A 16,532-nucleotide genomic window follows, 5' to 3' on the forward strand; every position below is an offset into this window, starting at 1 on the left:
GGTTTCCCCGGGGCCGCCCCCGCTCGTGGTGTGCGTGCTACTTCCGCTTCGCGCCGCGCTTCTCGCGCACCCGCACGGAGATGTGGATCGGGGTGCCCTCGAACCCGAACTCCTCGCGCAGCCGGCGCTCGATGAAGCGGCGGTAACCCGCCTCGATGAAGCCGGAGGCGAAGAGCACGAACCGCGGCGGCTTTGTGCCCGCCTGGGTGCCGAAGAGGATGCGGGGCTGCTTGCCGCCGCGGATCGGGTGCGGGTGGGCGGCGACCAGCTCGCCGAGGAAGGCGTTCAGCCTGCCGGTGGGGACCCGGGTCTCCCAGCCCGCCAGCGCCGTCTCGATGCCCGGGACGAGCTTCTCCATGTGCCGTCCGGTGCGCGCGGAGACATTGACCCGCGGCGCCCAGGCGACCTGGGCGAGCTCGGTCTCGATCTCCCGCTCCAGGTAGTAGCGGCGCTCCTCGTCGAGCGTGTCCCACTTGTTGAAGGCGAGGACGATCGCCCGGCCGGCGTCGACGGCCATCGTGACGATGCGCTGGTCCTGGACGGAGATGTTCTCGGACGCGTCGATCAGGATGACGGCGACCTCGGCCTTCTCGACGGCCGCGGCCGTACGCAGCGAGGCGTAGTAGTCGGCGCCCTGCTGGAGGTGGACGCGCTTGCGGATGCCCGCCGTGTCGACGAACTTCCAGGTGACACCGCCGAGTTCGATCAGCTCGTCGACCGGGTCGCGGGTGGTGCCCGCGAGTTCGTTGACGACGACGCGCTCCTCGCCCGCCACCTTGTTCAGCAGCGAGGACTTGCCGACGTTCGGGCGGCCGATGAGGGCGATCCGGCGGGGGCCGCCGACCGCGGTCCCGAAGGTCTGCGCGGGCGCCTCGGGGAGCGCCTCCAGCACGGCGTCCAGCATGTCGCCGGTGCCACGGCCGTGCAGGGCCGAGACCGGGTGCGGCTCGCCGAGACCGAGCGACCACAGGTACGAGGCGTCGGCCTCGCCGCTCGGGCCGTCGACCTTGTTGGCGCACAGCACGACCGGCTTGCCGGCCTTGCGCAGCAGTCGTACGACCGCCTCGTCGGTGTCGGTCGCGCCGACCTTGGCGTCGACGACGAACACGACGGCGTCGGCCGCCTCGATCGCGTACTCGGCCTGCGCGGCCACGGAGGCGTCGATGCCGAGGACGTCCTGCTCCCAGCCGCCGGTGTCGACGACCTTGAAGCGGCGGCCCGCCCACTCGGCCTCGTAGGTGACCCGGTCGCGGGTGACGCCGGGCTTGTCCTCGACCACTGCCTCGCGACGGCCGATGATGCGGTTCACCAGGGTCGACTTGCCGACATTGGGGCGGCCGACGACGGCGAGCACGGGCAGCGGGCCGTGGCCCGCCTCCTCGATGGCTCCCTCGACCTCTTCCAGGTCGAAGCCCTCCACCGCGGCGAGCTCCATGAACTCCGCGTACTCGGCGTCGCCAAGTGCTCCGTGGTCGTGCTCCTCGCCCGAGCCCTCGGAGTGGATCTGGTCGTTCATGAAGTCCGTACCTCGTTCATCGTGGTGATCGGTGGACCACCCGTATCGGGTGATCCACTACTCAAGTGTCTCTTAGCGCCCGGTCAGGCGCCTGGCGTGGTCCAGGTGCGCCGCCAGCTGCTTCTGGATGCGCTCGGTCGCCTCGTCCAGCGCCTTGCGCGTGCGCCGCCCGCTTCCGTCGCCCGCCTCGAACGGGTCGCCGAAGACGACGTCGACCCGGGAGCGCAGCGGCGGCAGCGCCTTGGTCAACCGGCTGGTGCGCTCGGAACTTCCCAGGACCGCGACGGGGACGATCGGCGCCCCGCTGCGGACCGCGAAGTAGGCCAGTCCGGCGCGCAGCGAGGCGAAGTCGCCCTCGCCCCGGGTGCCCTCCGGGAAGATCCCGAGGACCCCGCCGGCCGCGAGCAGGTCGAGGGCCTGGGTGATCGCGGTGCGGTCGGCGGACTGACGGTCGACCTTCACCTGCCCGATGGCGAGCAGGAACGGGTCGAGCGGGCCGACAAACGCCTCCTTCTTGATCAGGAAGTGCGTCGGCCGGGGCGCCACGCCCATGACCATCGGGCCGTCGATGTTGTGGGAGTGGTTGACCGCGAGGATCACCGGGCCGGTCGCGGGGACTTTCCAGGCGCCCAGGACGCGCGGCTTCCACAGCCCGTACATCAGGCCGACGCCGATGCGTCTGCCGACGTCGGCGCCCTTGACGGAGGGGACGGGGCGGCTGTTCACCGCGCGGCCCGCTTCTCCTCGACGAGACTGACGACACACGCGATGACCTGCGGGAGCGTGAGGTCGGAGGTGTCCACCTCGACCGCGTCGTCCGCCTTGGCGAGCGGGGAGGTCTTACGGCTGGAGTCGGCCGCGTCCCGCTTCAGCAGGGCCTCACGGGTCGCCTGCACGTCGGCGCCCTTGAGCTCACCGCTGCGGCGGGCGGCACGCGCCTCCGCGGAGGCGGTGAGGAAGACCTTCAGGTCGGCGTCGGGCAGCACGGTGGTGCCGATGTCACGGCCCTCGACGACGATCCCGCCGGCCGCCGAGGCGGCCAGGGAGCGCTGGAGCTCGGTGATCCGGGCCCGCACCTCGGGCACCGCGCTGACCGCGCTGACCTTGGAGGTGACCTCCTGGGTGCGGATCGGGCCGGCCACGTCGGTGCCGTCGACCGTGATCGTCGGGGCAGCCGGGTCGGTGCCGGAGACGATGTCGGGCTTGCCGGCCGCGTCGGCGATCGCGGCCGGGTCGGCGATGTCGATCCCGTTGTTCACCATCCACCAGGTGATCGCCCGGTACTGGGCGCCGGTGTCCAGGTAGCTCAGTCCGAGCTGCGCGGCCACGGCCTTGGACGTGCTCGACTTGCCCGTGCCGGAGGGGCCGTCGATGGCGACAATCACTGCCGGGACGCTTTCCACAGTGGGGACCTTCCTGGAACCGGGGTGGTGGACGGGCGCGAGGGCGCCCCGCACAAGGTTACTGGCTCCCCGGCGGCCGTTTCACTGCCGGATGGCCCAGCCCCGCTCGCGCAGCGCCGCCGTCAGGACGGGCGCCGACTTCGGCTCCACCATCAGCTGCACCAGACCGGCCTGCTGACCGGTCGCGTGCTCGATGCGCACGTCCTCGATGTTGATCCCGACCCGGCCCGCGTCGGCGAAGATCCGGGCCAGCTGGCCCGGCTGGTCGTCGATCAGGACGGCCACCGTCTCGTACACCCGCGGCGCGGACCCGTGCTTGCCGGGGACGCGGACCTGGCCCGCGTTGCCGCGGCGCAGCACGTCCTCGATGCCGGTGGCGCCCGCCCGGCGCTTGTCCTCGTCGGAGGACTGGAGGGCGCGCAGCGCCCGGACCGTCTCGTCCAGGTCGGCGGAGACGTCCGCGAGCAGGTCGGCGACCGGCCCCGGGTTCGCGGAGAGGATGTCGATCCACATCCGCGGGTCGGACGCGGCGATCCTGGTCACATCGCGGATGCCGCCGCCGCACAGCCGTACGGCCGCCTCCTCGGCGTTCTCCAGGCGCGCGGCGACCATGCTGGACACCAGGTGCGGCATGTGGGAGACGAGGGCCACGGCGCGGTCGTGCGCGTCCGCGTCCATCACCACCGGCACCGCACGGCAGTGCGAGACCAGCTCCAGGGCGAGGTTCAGCACCTCGGTGTCGGTGTCCCGGGTCGGGGTGAGCACCCAGGGACGGCCCTCGAAGAGATCGCCCGTCGCGGCCAGCGGCCCGGACTTCTCCCGGCCGGACATGGGGTGGGTGCCGATGTAGGACGTCAGGTCGAGGCCGAGCGCCTCCAGCTCGCGGCGCGGGCCGCCCTTGACGCTGGCGACGTCCAGGTAGCCGCGGGCCACGCCCCGGCGCATGGCGTCGGCGAGCACCGCGGCCACGTGAGCCGGCGGGGCGGCGACGATCGCGAGGTCCACGGGGCCCGCGGGCGGCTCGTCCGTGCCGGCCCCGAGCGCGGCCGCCGTACGGGCCTGCTCCGGGTCGTGGTCGGCGAGGTGGACGACGACGCCCCGCTGGACCAGGGCGAGGGCCGCGGACGTGCCGATGAGCCCGGTGCCGATGACGAGTGCGGTCCTCACTGGGCGATGTCCTTGCGCAGCGCGGCCGCGGCACCGAGGTAGACATGCGCGATGTCGGCCCGGGTCCGGTCGGACTCGACGTGGGCGAGCAGCCGGACCACCCGGGGCATGGCGCCCGCGATGTCCAGTTCCTGGGCGCAGATCAGCGGCACGTCCACGATGCCCAGCTTGCGGGCGGCGGCCGCCGGGAAGTCGCTGTGCAGGTCGGGCGTGGCCGTGAACCAGATGCTGATCAGGTCGTCCGTGCCCAGGCCGTTCCGCTCCAGGACCGCGGTGAGCAGGGCACCGACCTGCTCACTCATGTGGCCGGCTTCGTCCCGCTCCAGCTGGACGGCCCCCCTGACCGCTCGTACCGCCACGGTGCTGCTCCTCGCTGATGTGCTGATGTGCGTGATGCACGGATCACTGTCCCGTGCGTCCAGCCTAGTCAGACCGCGCGTGCCCGGTGCGCGGCGCCCGCCCGCTGAGACGGCGGGCGCGCTGGGCCGTCGGGCGTACCTGCCGCACGTTTTGTGGCACTCCGTCCTGTAATGCTTCGCCCTGGGTGCTTTCGGTGCCAAGATGCTGCTGCTCCGCTCGGAGCGACCACCCGGTCTCCGCCTTCCGGCTCTCCCCCACCTTCGGAGTGACGACATGACCCACGGCCCGACGCGGCGCACGGTACTCGCGACGGGCGCGGCCGCCTGTGTCGCGGGGTGCAGCAAGTCCGGCGAGAACAGCAGTTCCGGATCCGCCACCTCACCCACGGCCGCGTCCACCCCCTCGACCGCCACCTCCACCGCCACCTCGGCGGCCGGGTCGACGGCCGAGCCGTCCTCCGCCTCGGCCACCGCGTCGGCCGTAGGCAAGGAGCTGGCGAGGACCGGGGACATCCCGGTCGGCGGCGGCACGATCTTCGCGGCCGACCAGGTCGTCGTCACCCAGCCGGAGAAGGGCGAGTTCAAGGCCTTCTCCAACATCTGCACCCACCGGCAGTGCCCGGTCGCCGACGTCTCCGACGGCACGATCAACTGCACCTGCCACGGCAGCAGGTTCCGCATCACGGACGGTTCGGTGGCACACCCTCCGGCGCCCCAGCCGCTGCCCGAGAAGAAGATCACGGTCGAGGGCGACACGATCCGCCTGGTCTGACCCGGTCAGGCGTCCCAGAGCGCCCCGAGCTCCAGCAGCTCGTCCCGGTACTCGATCCGGTCCGCCCAGGCGGCGGGCCAGGCGTCGGCGCCCAGGTGGGCGCCCGCGAAGGCGCCGGTCAGACAGGCGATCGAGTCGGAGTCGCCGGAGCTGCACGCGGCCCGGCGCAACGCGGTCACCGGCTCGTCGACGAAGAGCAGGAAGCACAGCAGCCCGGTCGCCAGCGCCTCCTCGGCGATCCAGCCCGCCCCGGTGGCCAGGCACGGGTCGGTCTCGCGGGAACCGGCCCGTACCGCGTCCTGGAGCCGGTCCAGGACGGCCAGGCACTCGTCCCAGCCGCGCGCGATGAAGTGCAGCGCGCTGGGGTCGTGCCCCCGGGTCCACAGGTCGCCGAGCCAGCGCTCGTGGTAGCGGGTGCGGTTGTCCAGGGCGTACGAGCGCAGCAGCCCCACGAGTCCGGTCGGCTCAGCGCCCTGGGCCAGCAGTCGTACGGCGTGCGCGGTGAGGTCGGAGGCCGCCAGCGCCGTCGGATGCCCGTGCGTGAGGGCGGACTGCAACTGGGCCGCACCGGCCCGCTGCTCGTCGTCGAGTCCGGGAGCCAGACCGATCGGCGCCACGCGCATGTTGGCGCCGCAGCCCTTGGAGCCGATCTGGCTGGCCTCCTGCCAGGGCCGGTCGTCGCCCTGGAGCAGGGCACACGCCGTCAGACAGGTGCGTCCAGGCGCCCGGTTGTTCTCCGGTGAGCGGTACCACTCCACGAACTCCTCGCGCACCGGCCGCGCCAGCCGCTTCGGCCCGAGCAGCCCCCGGTCCATCGCGGTGCGCAGCCCCCGGCCGAGGGCGAGGGTCATCTGGGTGTCGTCGCTGACGATCGCGGGCCGGATCAGCTCCATCTCCCGCCAGGGTCCGCACTTGGCGAGGATCGACGGCACGTCGTTGAACTCGGTCGGAAAGCCCAGCGCGTCGCCGAGGGCGAGGCCCAGCAGCGCCCCGGTGGCGGCGCGCTTGCGGACGGTGGTCGTGGTGGTCATGCGGGGCGTCCTTCCCGTGCGGTGCGAAGCAGCGGCGGATGGAGGGTGACGGCGGTACCGGCCCGGTACAGCGCGGCCGGCTTGCCGCGCCCGCCGGTCAGCCGGGCGCCGCCGGGGACGGGTTCGACGAAGCCGGGGGTGGCGAGCACCTTGCGCCGGAAGTTGGGCCGGTCCAGGACCGAGCCCCAGACGGCCTCGTAGACCTGCTGCAACTCGCCGAGGGTGAACTCGGGCGGGCAGAAGGCGGTGGCGAGACTGGTGGACTCCAGCAGGGTGCCGACGCGGTCGTGGGCGTCGGCGAGGATCCGGTCGTGGTCGAAGGCGAGCGGCTCGGCACGGTCGTAGGGCAGCCAGCGGGCCTGTGCGGCGTCGCCGCCGCCGCGCGGTTCGGGCGCGTCGGGCAGCAGGGCGGCGAAGGCGACCGACACGACCCGCATCCGGGGGTCGCGGTCGGGTTCGCTGTAGGTGCGCAGCTGCTCCAGGTGCAGCCCGGAGACGTCCGACAGGCCGGTCTCCTCGGCGAGCTCGCGCCGGGCCGCCGTCTCCGCGGACTCCTCGGGCAGCACGAAGCCGCCGGGCAGCGCCCAGTGTCCGGCGTACGGCTCCTGCCCGCGCTCGACGAGCAGGACGTGCAGGGTGCCGGAGCGCAGGGTGAGGACGGCGAGGTCGACGGTGACGGCGAAGGGTTCGAAGGCGTACTTGTCGTAGCCCTGCATCCGCCCCACCTCCTTAATAGTCACCACGACTATAAATAGCCCGGGTGCCCGAACACAAGGCCCGGACACAAGACGGCGGGCGCGAGAGGGCGGGCACACGAAAGCGGCCGGTCCGGAGATCCGGAACCGGCCGCCTCGGTGATCAGGAGATCAGGAGTTCGGACGGACGACCTACAGGTCGACTTCCTGCATCAGCATGCCGACCTCGGTGTTGGACAGCCGCCGCAGCCAGCCGGACTTCTGGTCGCCCAGGGTGATCGGGCCGAAGGCGACGCGGACCAGCTTGTCGACCGGGAAGCCGGCCTCGGCGAGCATGCGGCGCACGATGTGCTTGCGGCCCTCGTGCAGGGTGACCTCGACGAGGTAGTTCTTGCCGGTCTGCTCGACCACCCGGAAGTGGTCCGCGCGCGCGTAACCGTCCTCCAGCTGGATGCCGTCCTTGAGCTGCTTGCCCAGGTCGCGCGGGATCGGGCCCACGATGTGCGCGAGGTAGACCTTCTTCACGCCGTACTTGGGGTGCGTCAGCCGGTGCGCCAGTTCACCGTGGTTGGTGAGCAGGATGACGCCCTCGGTCTCGGTGTCCAGCCGGCCGACGTGGAAGAGCCGCGTCTCGCGGTTGGTCACGTAGTCGCCGAGGCACTGCCGGCCCTCGTTGTCCTCCATGGTCGAGACGACACCGGCGGGCTTGTTCAGCGAGAAGAACTGGTACGACTGGGTCGCCACCGTCAGGCCGTCGACCTTGACCTCGTCCTTCTCCGGGTCGACCCGCTTGCCCTGCTCCAGCACGATCTCGCCGTTGACCTCGACGCGCGCCTGCTCGATCAGCTCCTCGCAGGCCCGCCGGGAGCCGTAACCGGCGCGTGCGAGCACCTTCTGGAGCCGCTCGCCCTCCTGCTCGGCGCCCGGGAAGGTCTTGGGCAGCTTGACGTCCTTCTTGCCCGCGTACCGCTCCCGGTTGCGCTCCTCCGCGCGGGCGTCGTACTCCCGGGAAGTGGCGGGCGCCCAACGCCCCCGTCCGGTGCCCGAAGACTGCTTCGGTCCGCCCTTGGCTCCGCCGCGCGCCGAAGCGCCGCGTCCGGCCTTGGGGCCGTCCTTCGTCGCGCCGGGGCCCACGTCGTAGCGGCGCTCCTCGGGGCGGGGCTTGCTCGGCCGGCCGCCCTGCTTGTCGTCGCGGTTGCTCCCGGCGCCACGGCTACCGCCGCGGCCACCGCCGCTCCCGCCGCGGCCGCCGCTGTTGCCACCACGGCTCCCGCCGTTGTTTCCGCTGCTGTTCCTGCCGCTGCTGCTTCGCATCAAAGTTCCGTCTTGTCGTCTGCGTCCTCGGAATCCGGAGCGTCCGGATCGAACGACGGGACCCCTTCCATCGTCTCGGCCTCGATCGCCGCCGCCTCCGGGAGGAAGGGCGCGAGCTCCGGGAGCTCGTCCAGGCCGCGCAGGCCCATCCGCTCCAGGAAGTAGTTCGTCGTCACGTACAGGATCGCACCTGTTTCGGGTTCCGCGCCCGCCTCCTCGACGAGACCGCGCTGGAGCAGGGTCCGCATGACCCCGTCGCAGTTCACTCCGCGGACCGCGGAGACCCGGCTGCGGCTGACCGGCTGGCGGTAGGCGACCACGGCGAGGGTCTCCAGCGCAGCCTGGGTGAGCCGGGCCTGCTGGCCGTCCAGGACGAAGCCCTCCACGGCCGCCGCGTACTCGGGCCGGGTGTAGAAGCGCCAGCCGCCCGCGATCAGCCGCAGCTCGAAGCCGCGCCCCTGCACGGTGTACTCGTCGGCCAGCTCCCGCAACGCGTCCCCGATCCGTCGCTTCGGCCGCTGGAGGATCTTCGCGAGGTGGTCCTCGGTCGCGGGCTCGTCCACGACCATCAGCACGGCCTCCAGGGCCGGCTTGAGATCGAGGTCGGCCACGGTGCCGGAACCGGCCTGGGTGGGGGTGCTCTCCTCGCTCACGCCTTCTTCTCCTCGCTCGGCGCCTCGGGCGGCCGGTCGAACTCGTCGGTGACATGCGGGGCCTCTCCCCCGGCCCCGCCGGTCCAGCGCACCAGCAGATCGCCGAGGGCGTCCTCCTGCTCCAGGGCGACCGCCTTCTCCCGGTACAGCTCCAGCAGCGCCAGGAACCTCGCCACCACGGTGAGGGTGTCGTCGGTGTCCTCGACGAGAGTGCGGAAGCTGGCCTCGCCGAACTCCCGCAGCCGCGCGATCACGATCCCCGCCTGTTCCTGGACGCTGACCAGCGGCGCGTGGATGTGGTCGACGTAGACCTGCGGTTTGGGTCTGGGCTGCATCGCCTTGACGGCGAGCCGGGCGAACCCTTCCGGGCCGATGCTGATCACGACCTCGGGCAGCAGCTCGGCGTGGTGGGGTTCGAGGCCGACGGTACGGGGCAGGCGGCGGGCCTCCTGCGTCAGCCGGTGCTGGAAGATGTCGGCGATCTGCTTGTAGGCCCGGTACTGGAGCAGACGGGCGAACAGCAGGTCGCGGGCCTCCAGCAGGGCCAGGTCGGCCTCGTCCTCGACCTCGGCGGCGGGCAGCAGCCGGGCGGCCTTGAGGTCGAGCAGGGTGGCGGCCACGACCAGGAACTCGGTCGTCTGGTCCAGGTCCCAGTCCGGGCCCATCGCCCGGATGTGGGCCATGAACTCGTCGGTCACCTTCGAGAGGGCGACTTCGGTGACGTCGAGCTTGTGCTTGGAGATCAGCTGGAGGAGCAGGTCGAAGGGCCCCTCGAAGTTCGCCAGCCGCACCTTGAAGACCCCGTCGGGGGGCTCCTGGGCCTCGACGCCCCGAGATCGAACCTCCGCCCCGGACCCGGGCGCGACGACCGCCTCGGACTCCGGCTTCGGCTTCGACCCCGGCTCGGGTCCCGGCTCCGTCCGGGGAGCCTGCGTCGGCTCGGGCTCCGGCTCGGGTTCCGGAACCGAGATCTCGGGCGCCGGTGCCGAACTCGACTCAGGACCGGTCTCAGGCCCTCGCATGGGACCGGTCCCGGCTGGGACGCTCTCCGACTCGGGCCGGGTCCCGGGCTCAGGCCCGGCAGGGGCGCTCTCGGGCCCCGCCTCGGGGCGGGAGTCGGGTGGCCCCGTCCGGGGGGTCTGCGTCGGCTCGGGCTCCGGCTCGGTCGGCTGCTCGCGCCCGGGTGGCTGCTCGCGCCCGGGGGCGAGGGCCTCGGGTGCGACGGCCTCGGGTTCCGGTTGCCCGACGGCCGGGCTCGTCGCCGCGGCCGTACCCGGCCCACGCCCCAGCGCACGCCGCCGGCGGGCGGAGGCGCCGGGAACGGAAGCGTCGTTCGAGGACTTCGAGGACATAGCCCCCGCAGGCTACCGCTAGCGTCCGCGCAGGCGTCGAACGAGAATGCTCGCGTCCCCCCGGGACTCCAGGTCGGCCAGCACCACGGCGACCGCCTCCCGGACGATCCGCCCGCGGTCGACGGCCAGCCCGTGCTCACCGCGGAGCACGAGACGCGCGTGCTCCAGGTCCATGAGCTCCTCGGCCGACACGTACACCGTGATCTTCTCGTCGTGCCGCTCGCGCCCGCTGGGCCGCCGTGCGGGCGACCGCCCGCGCTTGCGCGGCTGCCCCTGCGGGTCGACAGAACCTTCCTGCGCGCGCCGGGCGGTGCGCTCCGCGGCGGCGGCCCGGATCCGGGACTCCCCCGCGTCGGCCCCCTCCGGGTCGGCGGCCACGTGCTCGGCGCCCTCGCCGTCGCCGCCCTGCGCGGGCACCGCGGTCGGCGCGTCCTCCGCGGGGGCGGCGGCCGTCTGGTCGCTCTCCCCCGCCGGGGCCGGCACCCGGGCCTCACCGTTGGCCGGGCGCCGTGGAGTGGACGGCTGGAGTGCCATTCCCCCTGTCGTGCGGAACAGTTCGTCGGCCCCCGGCAGACTCACTCGGCGTGACACCGGGCGAGCACCTCCCTGGCGAGCTGACGGTAGGCGGCGGCACCGACGGAGTTGGACGCGTACGTCGTGATCGGCTCACCGGCGACCGTGGTCTCCGGGAAGCGGACCGTGCGCCCGATGACCGTGTGGTAGACGTGGTCGTCGAAGGCCTCGACCACCCGCGCGAGCACCTCACGGCTGTGCACGGTGCGCGAGTCGTACATCGTGGCGAGGATCCCGTCGAGCTCCAGCTCCGGGTTCAGCCGCTCCTGGACCTTCTCGATGGTCTCCGTCAGCAGCGCCACACCGCGCAGGGCGAAGAACTCGCACTCCAGCGGCACGATCACCTTGTGCGCGGCCGTCAGGGCGTTCACCGTGAGCAGACCGAGCGAGGGCTGACAGTCGATCACGATGTAGTCGTAGTCGGGCAGCAGCGGCTTCAGCGCCCGCTGGAGCGTCGACTCGCGCGCGACCTCGCTCACGAGCTGGACCTCGGCGGCCGACAGGTCGATGTTGCTGGGCAGCAGGTCCATGTTCGGGACCGCCGTCTTCAGGAGCACCTCGTCCGCCGACATGCCCCGCTCCATGAGCAGGTTGTAGACGGTGAGGTCGAGCTCCATCGGGTTGACACCGAGTCCCACCGACAGCGCGCCCTGCGGGTCGAAGTCCACGAGCAGCACCCGGCGGCCGTACTCCGCGAGGGCGGCACCCAGGTTGATGGTCGACGTCGTCTTGCCGACGCCGCCCTTCTGGTTGCACATCGCGATGATCTTCGCGGGTCCGTGGTCGGTCAGCGGGCCCGGGATCGGGAAGTACGGCAGCGGACGTCCGGTCGGGCCGATGCGCTCGCGACGCTGGCGTGCCGCGTCGGGCGCGAGCGTGGCCGCGTACTCCGGGTCGGGCTCGTACTCGGCGTCGGGGTCGTAGAAGTGCCCTTCGGGCAGTTCGTCGTAGTCGGCGAAGTGGTTGTGGGGCGCGCCACTTCCGTCGCCGGCCCTGGCGTTCACGTGATGGCCATCCATGCTCTGGGGTGCTGTCCGAGTCGCCTGCGGACTCTGGTGGGCTGCGAAGGTGCGCACAGCGACGGAGCCGACAGCCTCGAACCCCTCGGGGCCCTGGCCTCGGACCGGCGTTCCTGGTTGACCACCCCCGGGAGAAAATGTCGACTCATTCACAAGTCGTCTTACCTCCTTGGTGACCAGGAAACTTCTAGACAGGTCAGCGTGACACCATGCCGACGGTTGGCGACTCTATGGCGTGTCGGGCGTCCGCAGCAACACAATCCGCCGGACCCGGCAGGATGTGTCGGCAATGAAACATCCCGCTGTCAAGGGCGTACGGCCGTCGCACAGCAGGTTTCACCGGTGTACGAATCGGTTCAAGGGTTACGTTCGAGGCGAGTTGGCCCGGCGACGCAAAGTGACCATACACACACCATGCCGGACCTTGTCGGGCAAGGTCCGGCCTGGTGTGTGCGGTTGACGATCCTTGTTGACGTATCGCCTTTACTGTTTGGTGACTTAGCCGAGAAGCGCCTCGAGGGAGACGTGGTCGAGGCCGTGCGCCTCGGCGACCTCGCGGTAAACGACCTGGCCGTCATGGGTGTTGAGACCCCGGGCCAGGGCGGCGTCGCGGCGCAGCGCCTCGGCCCAGCCGTTGTCGGCCAGCGACACGATGTAGGGCAGCGTGGCGTTGGTGAGGGCGTTGGTGGAGGTGCTGGGCACCGCGCCCGGCATGTTGGCGACGCAGTAGAAGACCGAGTTGTGGACCCGGAAGGTCGGCTCGGCGTGGGTGGTGGGACGCGAGTCCTCGAAGCAGCCGCCCTGGTCGATCGCGATGTCGACAAGGACACTTCCCGGCTTCATCCGGGAGACGAGCTCGTTGGTGACCAGCTTCGGGGCCTTGGCGCCCGGGATGAGCACCGCGCCGATGACGAGGTCGGCGTCGAGGACGGCCTTCTCCAGCTCGAAGGAGTTGGACATGACGGCCTTGACCTTCGTACCGAAGATCTTGTCCGCCTCGCGCAGCTTGTTGATGTCGCGGTCCAGCAGGGTCACGTCGAAGCCCATGCCGACGGCGATCTGGACGGCGTTCCAGCCGGAGACGCCACCGCCGATGACGACGGCCTTGGCCGGCGTCACGCCCGGGACACCGCCCGGCAGCACGCCACGGCCGCCCGCCGCGCGCATCAGGTGGTAGGCGCCGACCTGCGGGGCCAGCCGGCCCGCGACCTCGGACATCGGGGCGAGCAGCGGCAGCCCGCGGCCCGGCAGCTCGACCGTCTCGTACGCGATCGCCGTGGTGCCGGACTCCAGGAGGGCGTCCGTGCACTCCTTGGACGCGGCCAGGTGCAGGTAGGTGAAGAGCGTCTGGTCCTTGCGCAGGCGGTGGTACTCCTCGGCGACCGGCTCCTTGACCTTCAGCAGCAGGTCGGCCGTGGCCCACACCTCGTCGGCCGAGTCCAGGATCTCGGCACCGGCGGCGACGTACTCCTCGTTCGTGATCGACGAGCCGAGACCGGCGTCGCGCTCGATGACGACCTGGTGGCCGTGGCGCACCAGTTCCAGCACGCCGGCGGGGGTGATGGCCACCCGGAACTCGTTGTTCTTGACCTCGCGGGGGATGCCGACCTTCACGTCGATCACGGTCCTTGGCTCAGAGGGTGTGGGGCAACACAAGACATACCTGTGCACATGGGGCGCAGAGGGATGCACCGCAGGAGAACGTGCGGCAGAGCCAGTCTAATGAAGGTGTTCTCGGTGTCTAGCCTTTCAATGCTTCAATCTTCAGCGGGTGCACTACGGATTTCGCAGGCGTTAGCGCCGTGTTCCGGCTCTGGGTCGCTCTCCGGGAGCTCATCTCCCAGCATGCGCTCGGCGGCGCCGCGGTGCAGGCGGGCGGCCGCCGGGTCGCCCAGATGCTCCAGCGTGTCCGCCAGCCGCAGCTGGAGCGCGGCCTGGAGCCGTACGTCCTCGGCGCGGCGCGCCCACTCCACCGCCTCCTGGCAGGTGCGCAGCGACTCCGCCGGCCGCCCCGCGTACTCCTGGACCCGCGCCAACTCGCTCAACGCCCTTGCCTGGGCGCCCACATCACCGTTCTTGCGGTGCCCCGCGACGGCTGCCCGCCAGTGCCGCAGCGCCTCGCCGTAGCGGCTCGCGTAGGTGTGCGCGGTGGCGATACGGCCGTACAGCCGGGCGGCGTCCGCGCGCTCGTCCCGGGCCAGCCGCTGGGCCAGGGCCCGGCCGAACCAGTCGGCGGCCCGGTCGAAGTCCCCGAGCTCCAGGTGCGCGCCGCCTACGGATTCCATCGCGCGGCCGGTCGCGTACGGATCGTTCGCCTCGCGTCCGGCGTCCAGCGCGGCCCGGTAGCGCACCAGCGCCTCCGCCGTACGGCCGGTCTGCGCGTCCACGTCGGCGAGGTTCAGCAGCGCCGCGGCCTTCTCCCGAGGCAGGTTCCGGCGCTCGGCGACGTCCAGCACGAGCCGGTGGATGCCGTACAGGTCGGCGGCCGCCGCCTGGGTGCCGAAGTGCGCGACCATGGCCCTGACCAGCTGGGACATCAGCCGACGGGCCAGGGTGTCCAGCTCGCCGTCGGCGACCGCGAGGCGGGCCGCGGCCAGCAGCGCGGGCCTGCGCACGGTCAGCCAGTCGGCGGCCGCCCGGGGGTTGGGGAAGCGCAGCGCGCGGGGCATCGCCTGGAGCTTCTCGCGCCCATCGGGGTCGTCCGTCTCGGTGATCGCCCGGCAGGACTGCAACAGCCGCACGGTCCGCTCCAGCATCCGGGCGCGGGCCAGCTGGAGCTCCGCGGGGCGGTCCTCCGCCTCGCTGGCGGCCTTCAGCAGGGGGTGCAGGGCGCCCGGCACCTCGTACTGCGGCAGCGGCGACTCCACGGACCGCAGCAGGCCCAGGGCGACGAGGTCGTCGAGGACGGTGCGGGCGCCGTCCACCGAGCAGCCGGCCAGGGCGGAAGCGGTGTGCGGGTCTACGAGGCCGGCCGGGGCGAGGGAGAGCAGGCGCAGTATCCGGGCGGCGGTCGCGGGCAGGGAGGCGTGCACGAGCCGGAACAGCCGGCTCAGGGGCGTGCCGTCCGTCCCGTCCGTGTGCAGCTGCTTGGCCAGGTCGGCGACGGCGGTCTTGGGCCGGGCCGCGAGCCAGCCCCCGGCCAGCCGCAGCGCGGCGGGCTGGGCCCGGCACTCCTCGACCAGGCCCTCGGCGGCGCGCGGGTCGACCGTGATGCGGACGGAGCCGGTGTGGCGGGTCAGCAGCTCCAGGGCGGACTTCGTGTCGAGACCGCCGATGGTGCACGGGCGGACGTCCGAGATCCCGGTCAGCGGGCCCCCGGCGACGGCCACGACCAGACACTCGGGGGTGTCCGGCAGCAGGGCGTCGACCTGCTCGGCACCGGCCGCGTCGTCGAGCAGGAGCACCGCCCTGCGGTCGGCGAGGGCGGCCCGCAGGGCCTCGCTCAACTCGTCCTCGGCGGCGCCGGGCGGGCTCGGCAGGTCCAGCGCGGCAAGCAGCTCGCGGGCGGTGCGCTCGACCGGTACGGGCGTGCCGTCGGGCTCGCTGAGCCGGGCGCGCAGCACCCCGCCGTCGTAACGGTCCGCGACCTCCCGTACGAGCTCCTCGGCGAGTGCCGTGCGGCCGGATCCGGGCTTGCCCGCGATCAGGAGCACCCGCGCGCGCGGTGCCTTGCGACCGGCCAGGGTGTTCAGGCCCGCGCGCTCGATGTCGGCGCGCAGCTCTTTCAACTCCCTTGTACGGCCCAGGAAATGGCATTCCGCCGGCGTGCGTCCCGACAGCTGAACGCCGTCCGTGTCCACCGCCTGATCCGTCACGGGCCACACTCCCGTCCCACCGCACGCGCAAGCCCGCCGGGTCTCCGGTCCGGGCGTTTCCAGAGCCTAGTTCACGCTCTGCGACCTCCCGGGCGGAGCACGGCGGGGACGTCCCTCGATCGGATCAGGCGATCGTCACACCGGCGGCCGACGGCCGGCGGTATGAAACCGGCGGCCGGACGCACCCCGGCGCGCCGGGAGCGACGGCCGGGGTCGTCGGGCGCGGTCTCAGGCGTCGAAGGGACGGGCCGGCCAGGGCGCCTCGGCCGGTCGCAGGGCGTCGAGGCCCGCCCCGGCGCGCGCGGCGACCAGCGACAGGACGCCGACGACGAGGCAGTTGTTGTGCAGTTCGCCCGCGAGCACCCCCCGGACGAGCTCGTCGACCGGCACGCGCCCGTGCTCCATGTCGGCCTCCTCGTCCTCCACCTCGAAGCGCTGCCCCTCGGCCTCGGACAGGTCGCGGGCGAGGAAGATCCGCACGGCCTCGTCGCAGCCGCCGGGCGTGGTGTAGACGTCGGTGAGGACCCGCCAGTCCTCGGCCTTGACGTGCGCCTCCTCGTACAGCTCGCGCTGGGCGGCGTGCAGCGGGTTCTCGCCGGGCACGTCGAGCAGCCCGGCCGGGATCTCCCACAGCTTGTGGCGCACGGGGTGGCGGTACTGCTTGATGACCAGGACCCGGTCCTCCTCGTCGAGGGCGAGGACGGCGACCGAGCCGGGGTGGACCTGGTAGTCGCGGCGGACCACCGAGCCGCCGGGCATGACCACGTCGTCGGTGCGGACGGAGGTCTTGTTGCCCACGAAGGGGGTCTGCGTCGCCCGGATCTCCCACTGCTCGGGAGTGTCCTTGATCGTCATGCCCTGTC

16 protein-coding genes are annotated in these 16,532 nt (G+C 72.3%); 1 reads left to right on the top strand and 15 read right to left on the bottom strand.

Annotated elements, in window-relative coordinates; genetic code table 11:
* Positions 1–37: 37 nt before the first annotated feature.
* From der to aroH, 5 genes are all read right to left on the bottom strand, one after another.
* The gene (der, locus tag FNH09_RS19315) at positions 38–1,516 is read right to left on the bottom strand and encodes a ribosome biogenesis GTPase Der (RefSeq protein ID WP_152889606.1); all 1,479 of its coding nucleotides are present in this window, start codon (positions 1,514–1,516) and stop codon (positions 38–40) included.
* 72 nt (positions 1,517–1,588) lie between these two features.
* The gene (locus FNH09_RS19320) at positions 1,589–2,176 is read right to left on the bottom strand and encodes a lysophospholipid acyltransferase family protein (RefSeq protein WP_202919707.1); all 588 of its coding nucleotides are present in this window, start codon (positions 2,174–2,176) and stop codon (positions 1,589–1,591) included.
* Between the two features lie 62 nt (positions 2,177–2,238).
* The gene (cmk, locus tag FNH09_RS19325; protein WP_162468801.1) at positions 2,239–2,901 is read right to left on the bottom strand and encodes a (d)CMP kinase; all 663 of its coding nucleotides are present in this window, start codon (positions 2,899–2,901) and stop codon (positions 2,239–2,241) included.
* A 99-nt stretch (positions 2,902–3,000) separates the two neighbouring features.
* Entirely contained in the window at positions 3,001–4,086 is a 1,086-nt protein-coding gene (locus FNH09_RS19330) for a prephenate dehydrogenase (RefSeq protein ID WP_162468802.1), read from the bottom strand.
* Positions 4,083–4,445, bottom strand: a complete 363-nt coding sequence (gene aroH / locus FNH09_RS19335; RefSeq protein ID WP_162468803.1) for a chorismate mutase — start codon at positions 4,443–4,445, stop codon at positions 4,083–4,085. Before aroH ends, FNH09_RS19330 begins: the two co-directional genes overlap by 4 nt.
* Before the next feature lie 274 nt (positions 4,446–4,719).
* Here aroH and FNH09_RS19340 point away from each other — a divergent pair, with 274 nt between their 5' ends.
* Positions 4,720–5,217: a Rieske (2Fe-2S) protein gene (locus FNH09_RS19340; RefSeq protein ID WP_152889608.1), complete on the top strand. Its 498-nt coding sequence runs from the start codon at positions 4,720–4,722 to the stop codon at positions 5,215–5,217.
* 5 nt (positions 5,218–5,222) lie between these two features.
* Here the strand turns inward: FNH09_RS19340 and FNH09_RS19345 are convergent, their stop codons facing one another.
* The 10 genes from FNH09_RS19345 to FNH09_RS19390 all read right to left on the bottom strand — a co-directional run bounded on the left by FNH09_RS19345 (position 5,223) and on the right by FNH09_RS19390 (position 16,524).
* Entirely contained in the window at positions 5,223–6,248 is a 1,026-nt protein-coding gene (locus FNH09_RS19345) for an ADP-ribosylglycohydrolase family protein (RefSeq protein ID WP_152889610.1), read from the bottom strand.
* Positions 6,245–6,964, bottom strand: coding sequence for an NUDIX hydrolase (locus tag FNH09_RS19350; protein ID WP_152889689.1), 720 nt, complete (start codon positions 6,962–6,964; stop codon positions 6,245–6,247). Before FNH09_RS19350 ends, FNH09_RS19345 begins: the two co-directional genes overlap by 4 nt.
* 171 nt (positions 6,965–7,135) lie before the next feature.
* Complete coding sequence (locus tag FNH09_RS19355; protein ID WP_152889612.1) at positions 7,136–8,257, bottom strand: pseudouridine synthase; 1,122 nt, start codon at positions 8,255–8,257, stop codon at positions 7,136–7,138.
* A complete protein-coding gene (gene scpB / locus FNH09_RS19360; RefSeq protein WP_162468804.1) occupies positions 8,257–8,910 on the bottom strand; it encodes an SMC-Scp complex subunit ScpB in 654 nt (217 codons plus the stop codon). Before scpB ends, FNH09_RS19355 begins: the two co-directional genes overlap by 1 nt.
* The gene (locus FNH09_RS19365; protein WP_420802761.1) at positions 8,907–9,932 is read right to left on the bottom strand and encodes a segregation/condensation protein A; all 1,026 of its coding nucleotides are present in this window, start codon (positions 9,930–9,932) and stop codon (positions 8,907–8,909) included. Before FNH09_RS19365 ends, scpB begins: the two co-directional genes overlap by 4 nt.
* 348 nt (positions 9,933–10,280) lie before the next feature.
* On the bottom strand, positions 10,281–10,853 hold the full coding sequence (locus tag FNH09_RS19370; protein WP_162468805.1) for a hypothetical protein: 573 nt from the start codon (positions 10,851–10,853) through the stop codon (positions 10,281–10,283).
* Positions 10,838–12,007 carry an AAA family ATPase gene (locus tag FNH09_RS47675; protein WP_162468806.1) on the bottom strand — a complete coding sequence of 390 codons (1,170 nt, stop codon included), beginning with the start codon at positions 12,005–12,007 and terminating at the stop codon, positions 10,838–10,840. The genes FNH09_RS19370 and FNH09_RS47675 overlap by 16 nt, the downstream gene beginning before the upstream one ends.
* Before the next feature lie 345 nt (positions 12,008–12,352).
* Positions 12,353–13,468, bottom strand: a complete 1,116-nt coding sequence (ald, locus tag FNH09_RS19380; protein WP_162468811.1) for an alanine dehydrogenase — start codon at positions 13,466–13,468, stop codon at positions 12,353–12,355.
* 143 nt (positions 13,469–13,611) lie between these two features.
* Entirely contained in the window at positions 13,612–15,669 is a 2,058-nt protein-coding gene (locus FNH09_RS19385) for a tetratricopeptide repeat protein (protein WP_162468807.1), read from the bottom strand.
* A gap of 228 nt (positions 15,670–15,897) precedes the next feature.
* Positions 15,898–16,524 (bottom strand): NUDIX domain-containing protein, encoded by a 627-nt coding sequence (locus FNH09_RS19390; protein WP_152889649.1) that lies wholly within the window; start codon positions 16,522–16,524, stop codon positions 15,898–15,900.
* Between the last annotated feature and the right edge of the window lie 8 nt (positions 16,525–16,532).

The sequence above is a fragment of the Streptomyces adustus genome (assembly GCF_009377175.1).
Lineage (GTDB): Bacteria > Actinomycetota > Actinomycetes > Streptomycetales > Streptomycetaceae > Streptomyces > Streptomyces adustus.

Coding starts and splice junctions, on each gene's coding strand:
- der (WP_152889606.1), bottom strand. CDS start 1,516: ATGAACGACCAGATCCACTCCGAGGGCTCGGGCGAGGAGCACGACCAC.
- FNH09_RS19320 (WP_202919707.1), bottom strand. CDS start 2,176: ATGTACGGGCTGTGGAAGCCGCGCGTCCTGGGCGCCTGGAAAGTCCCC.
- FNH09_RS19340 (WP_152889608.1), top strand. CDS start 4,720: ATGACCCACGGCCCGACGCGGCGCACGGTACTCGCGACGGGCGCGGCC.
- FNH09_RS19345 (WP_152889610.1), bottom strand. CDS start 6,248: ATGACCACCACGACCACCGTCCGCAAGCGCGCCGCCACCGGGGCGCTG.
- FNH09_RS19350 (WP_152889689.1), bottom strand. CDS start 6,964: ATGCAGGGCTACGACAAGTACGCCTTCGAACCCTTCGCCGTCACCGTC.
- FNH09_RS19355 (WP_152889612.1), bottom strand. CDS start 8,257: ATGCGAAGCAGCAGCGGCAGGAACAGCAGCGGAAACAACGGCGGGAGC.
- FNH09_RS19365 (WP_420802761.1), bottom strand. CDS start 9,932: ATGCGAGGGCCTGAGACCGGTCCTGAGTCGAGTTCGGCACCGGCGCCC.
- FNH09_RS19390 (WP_152889649.1), bottom strand. CDS start 16,524: ATGACGATCAAGGACACTCCCGAGCAGTGGGAGATCCGGGCGACGCAG.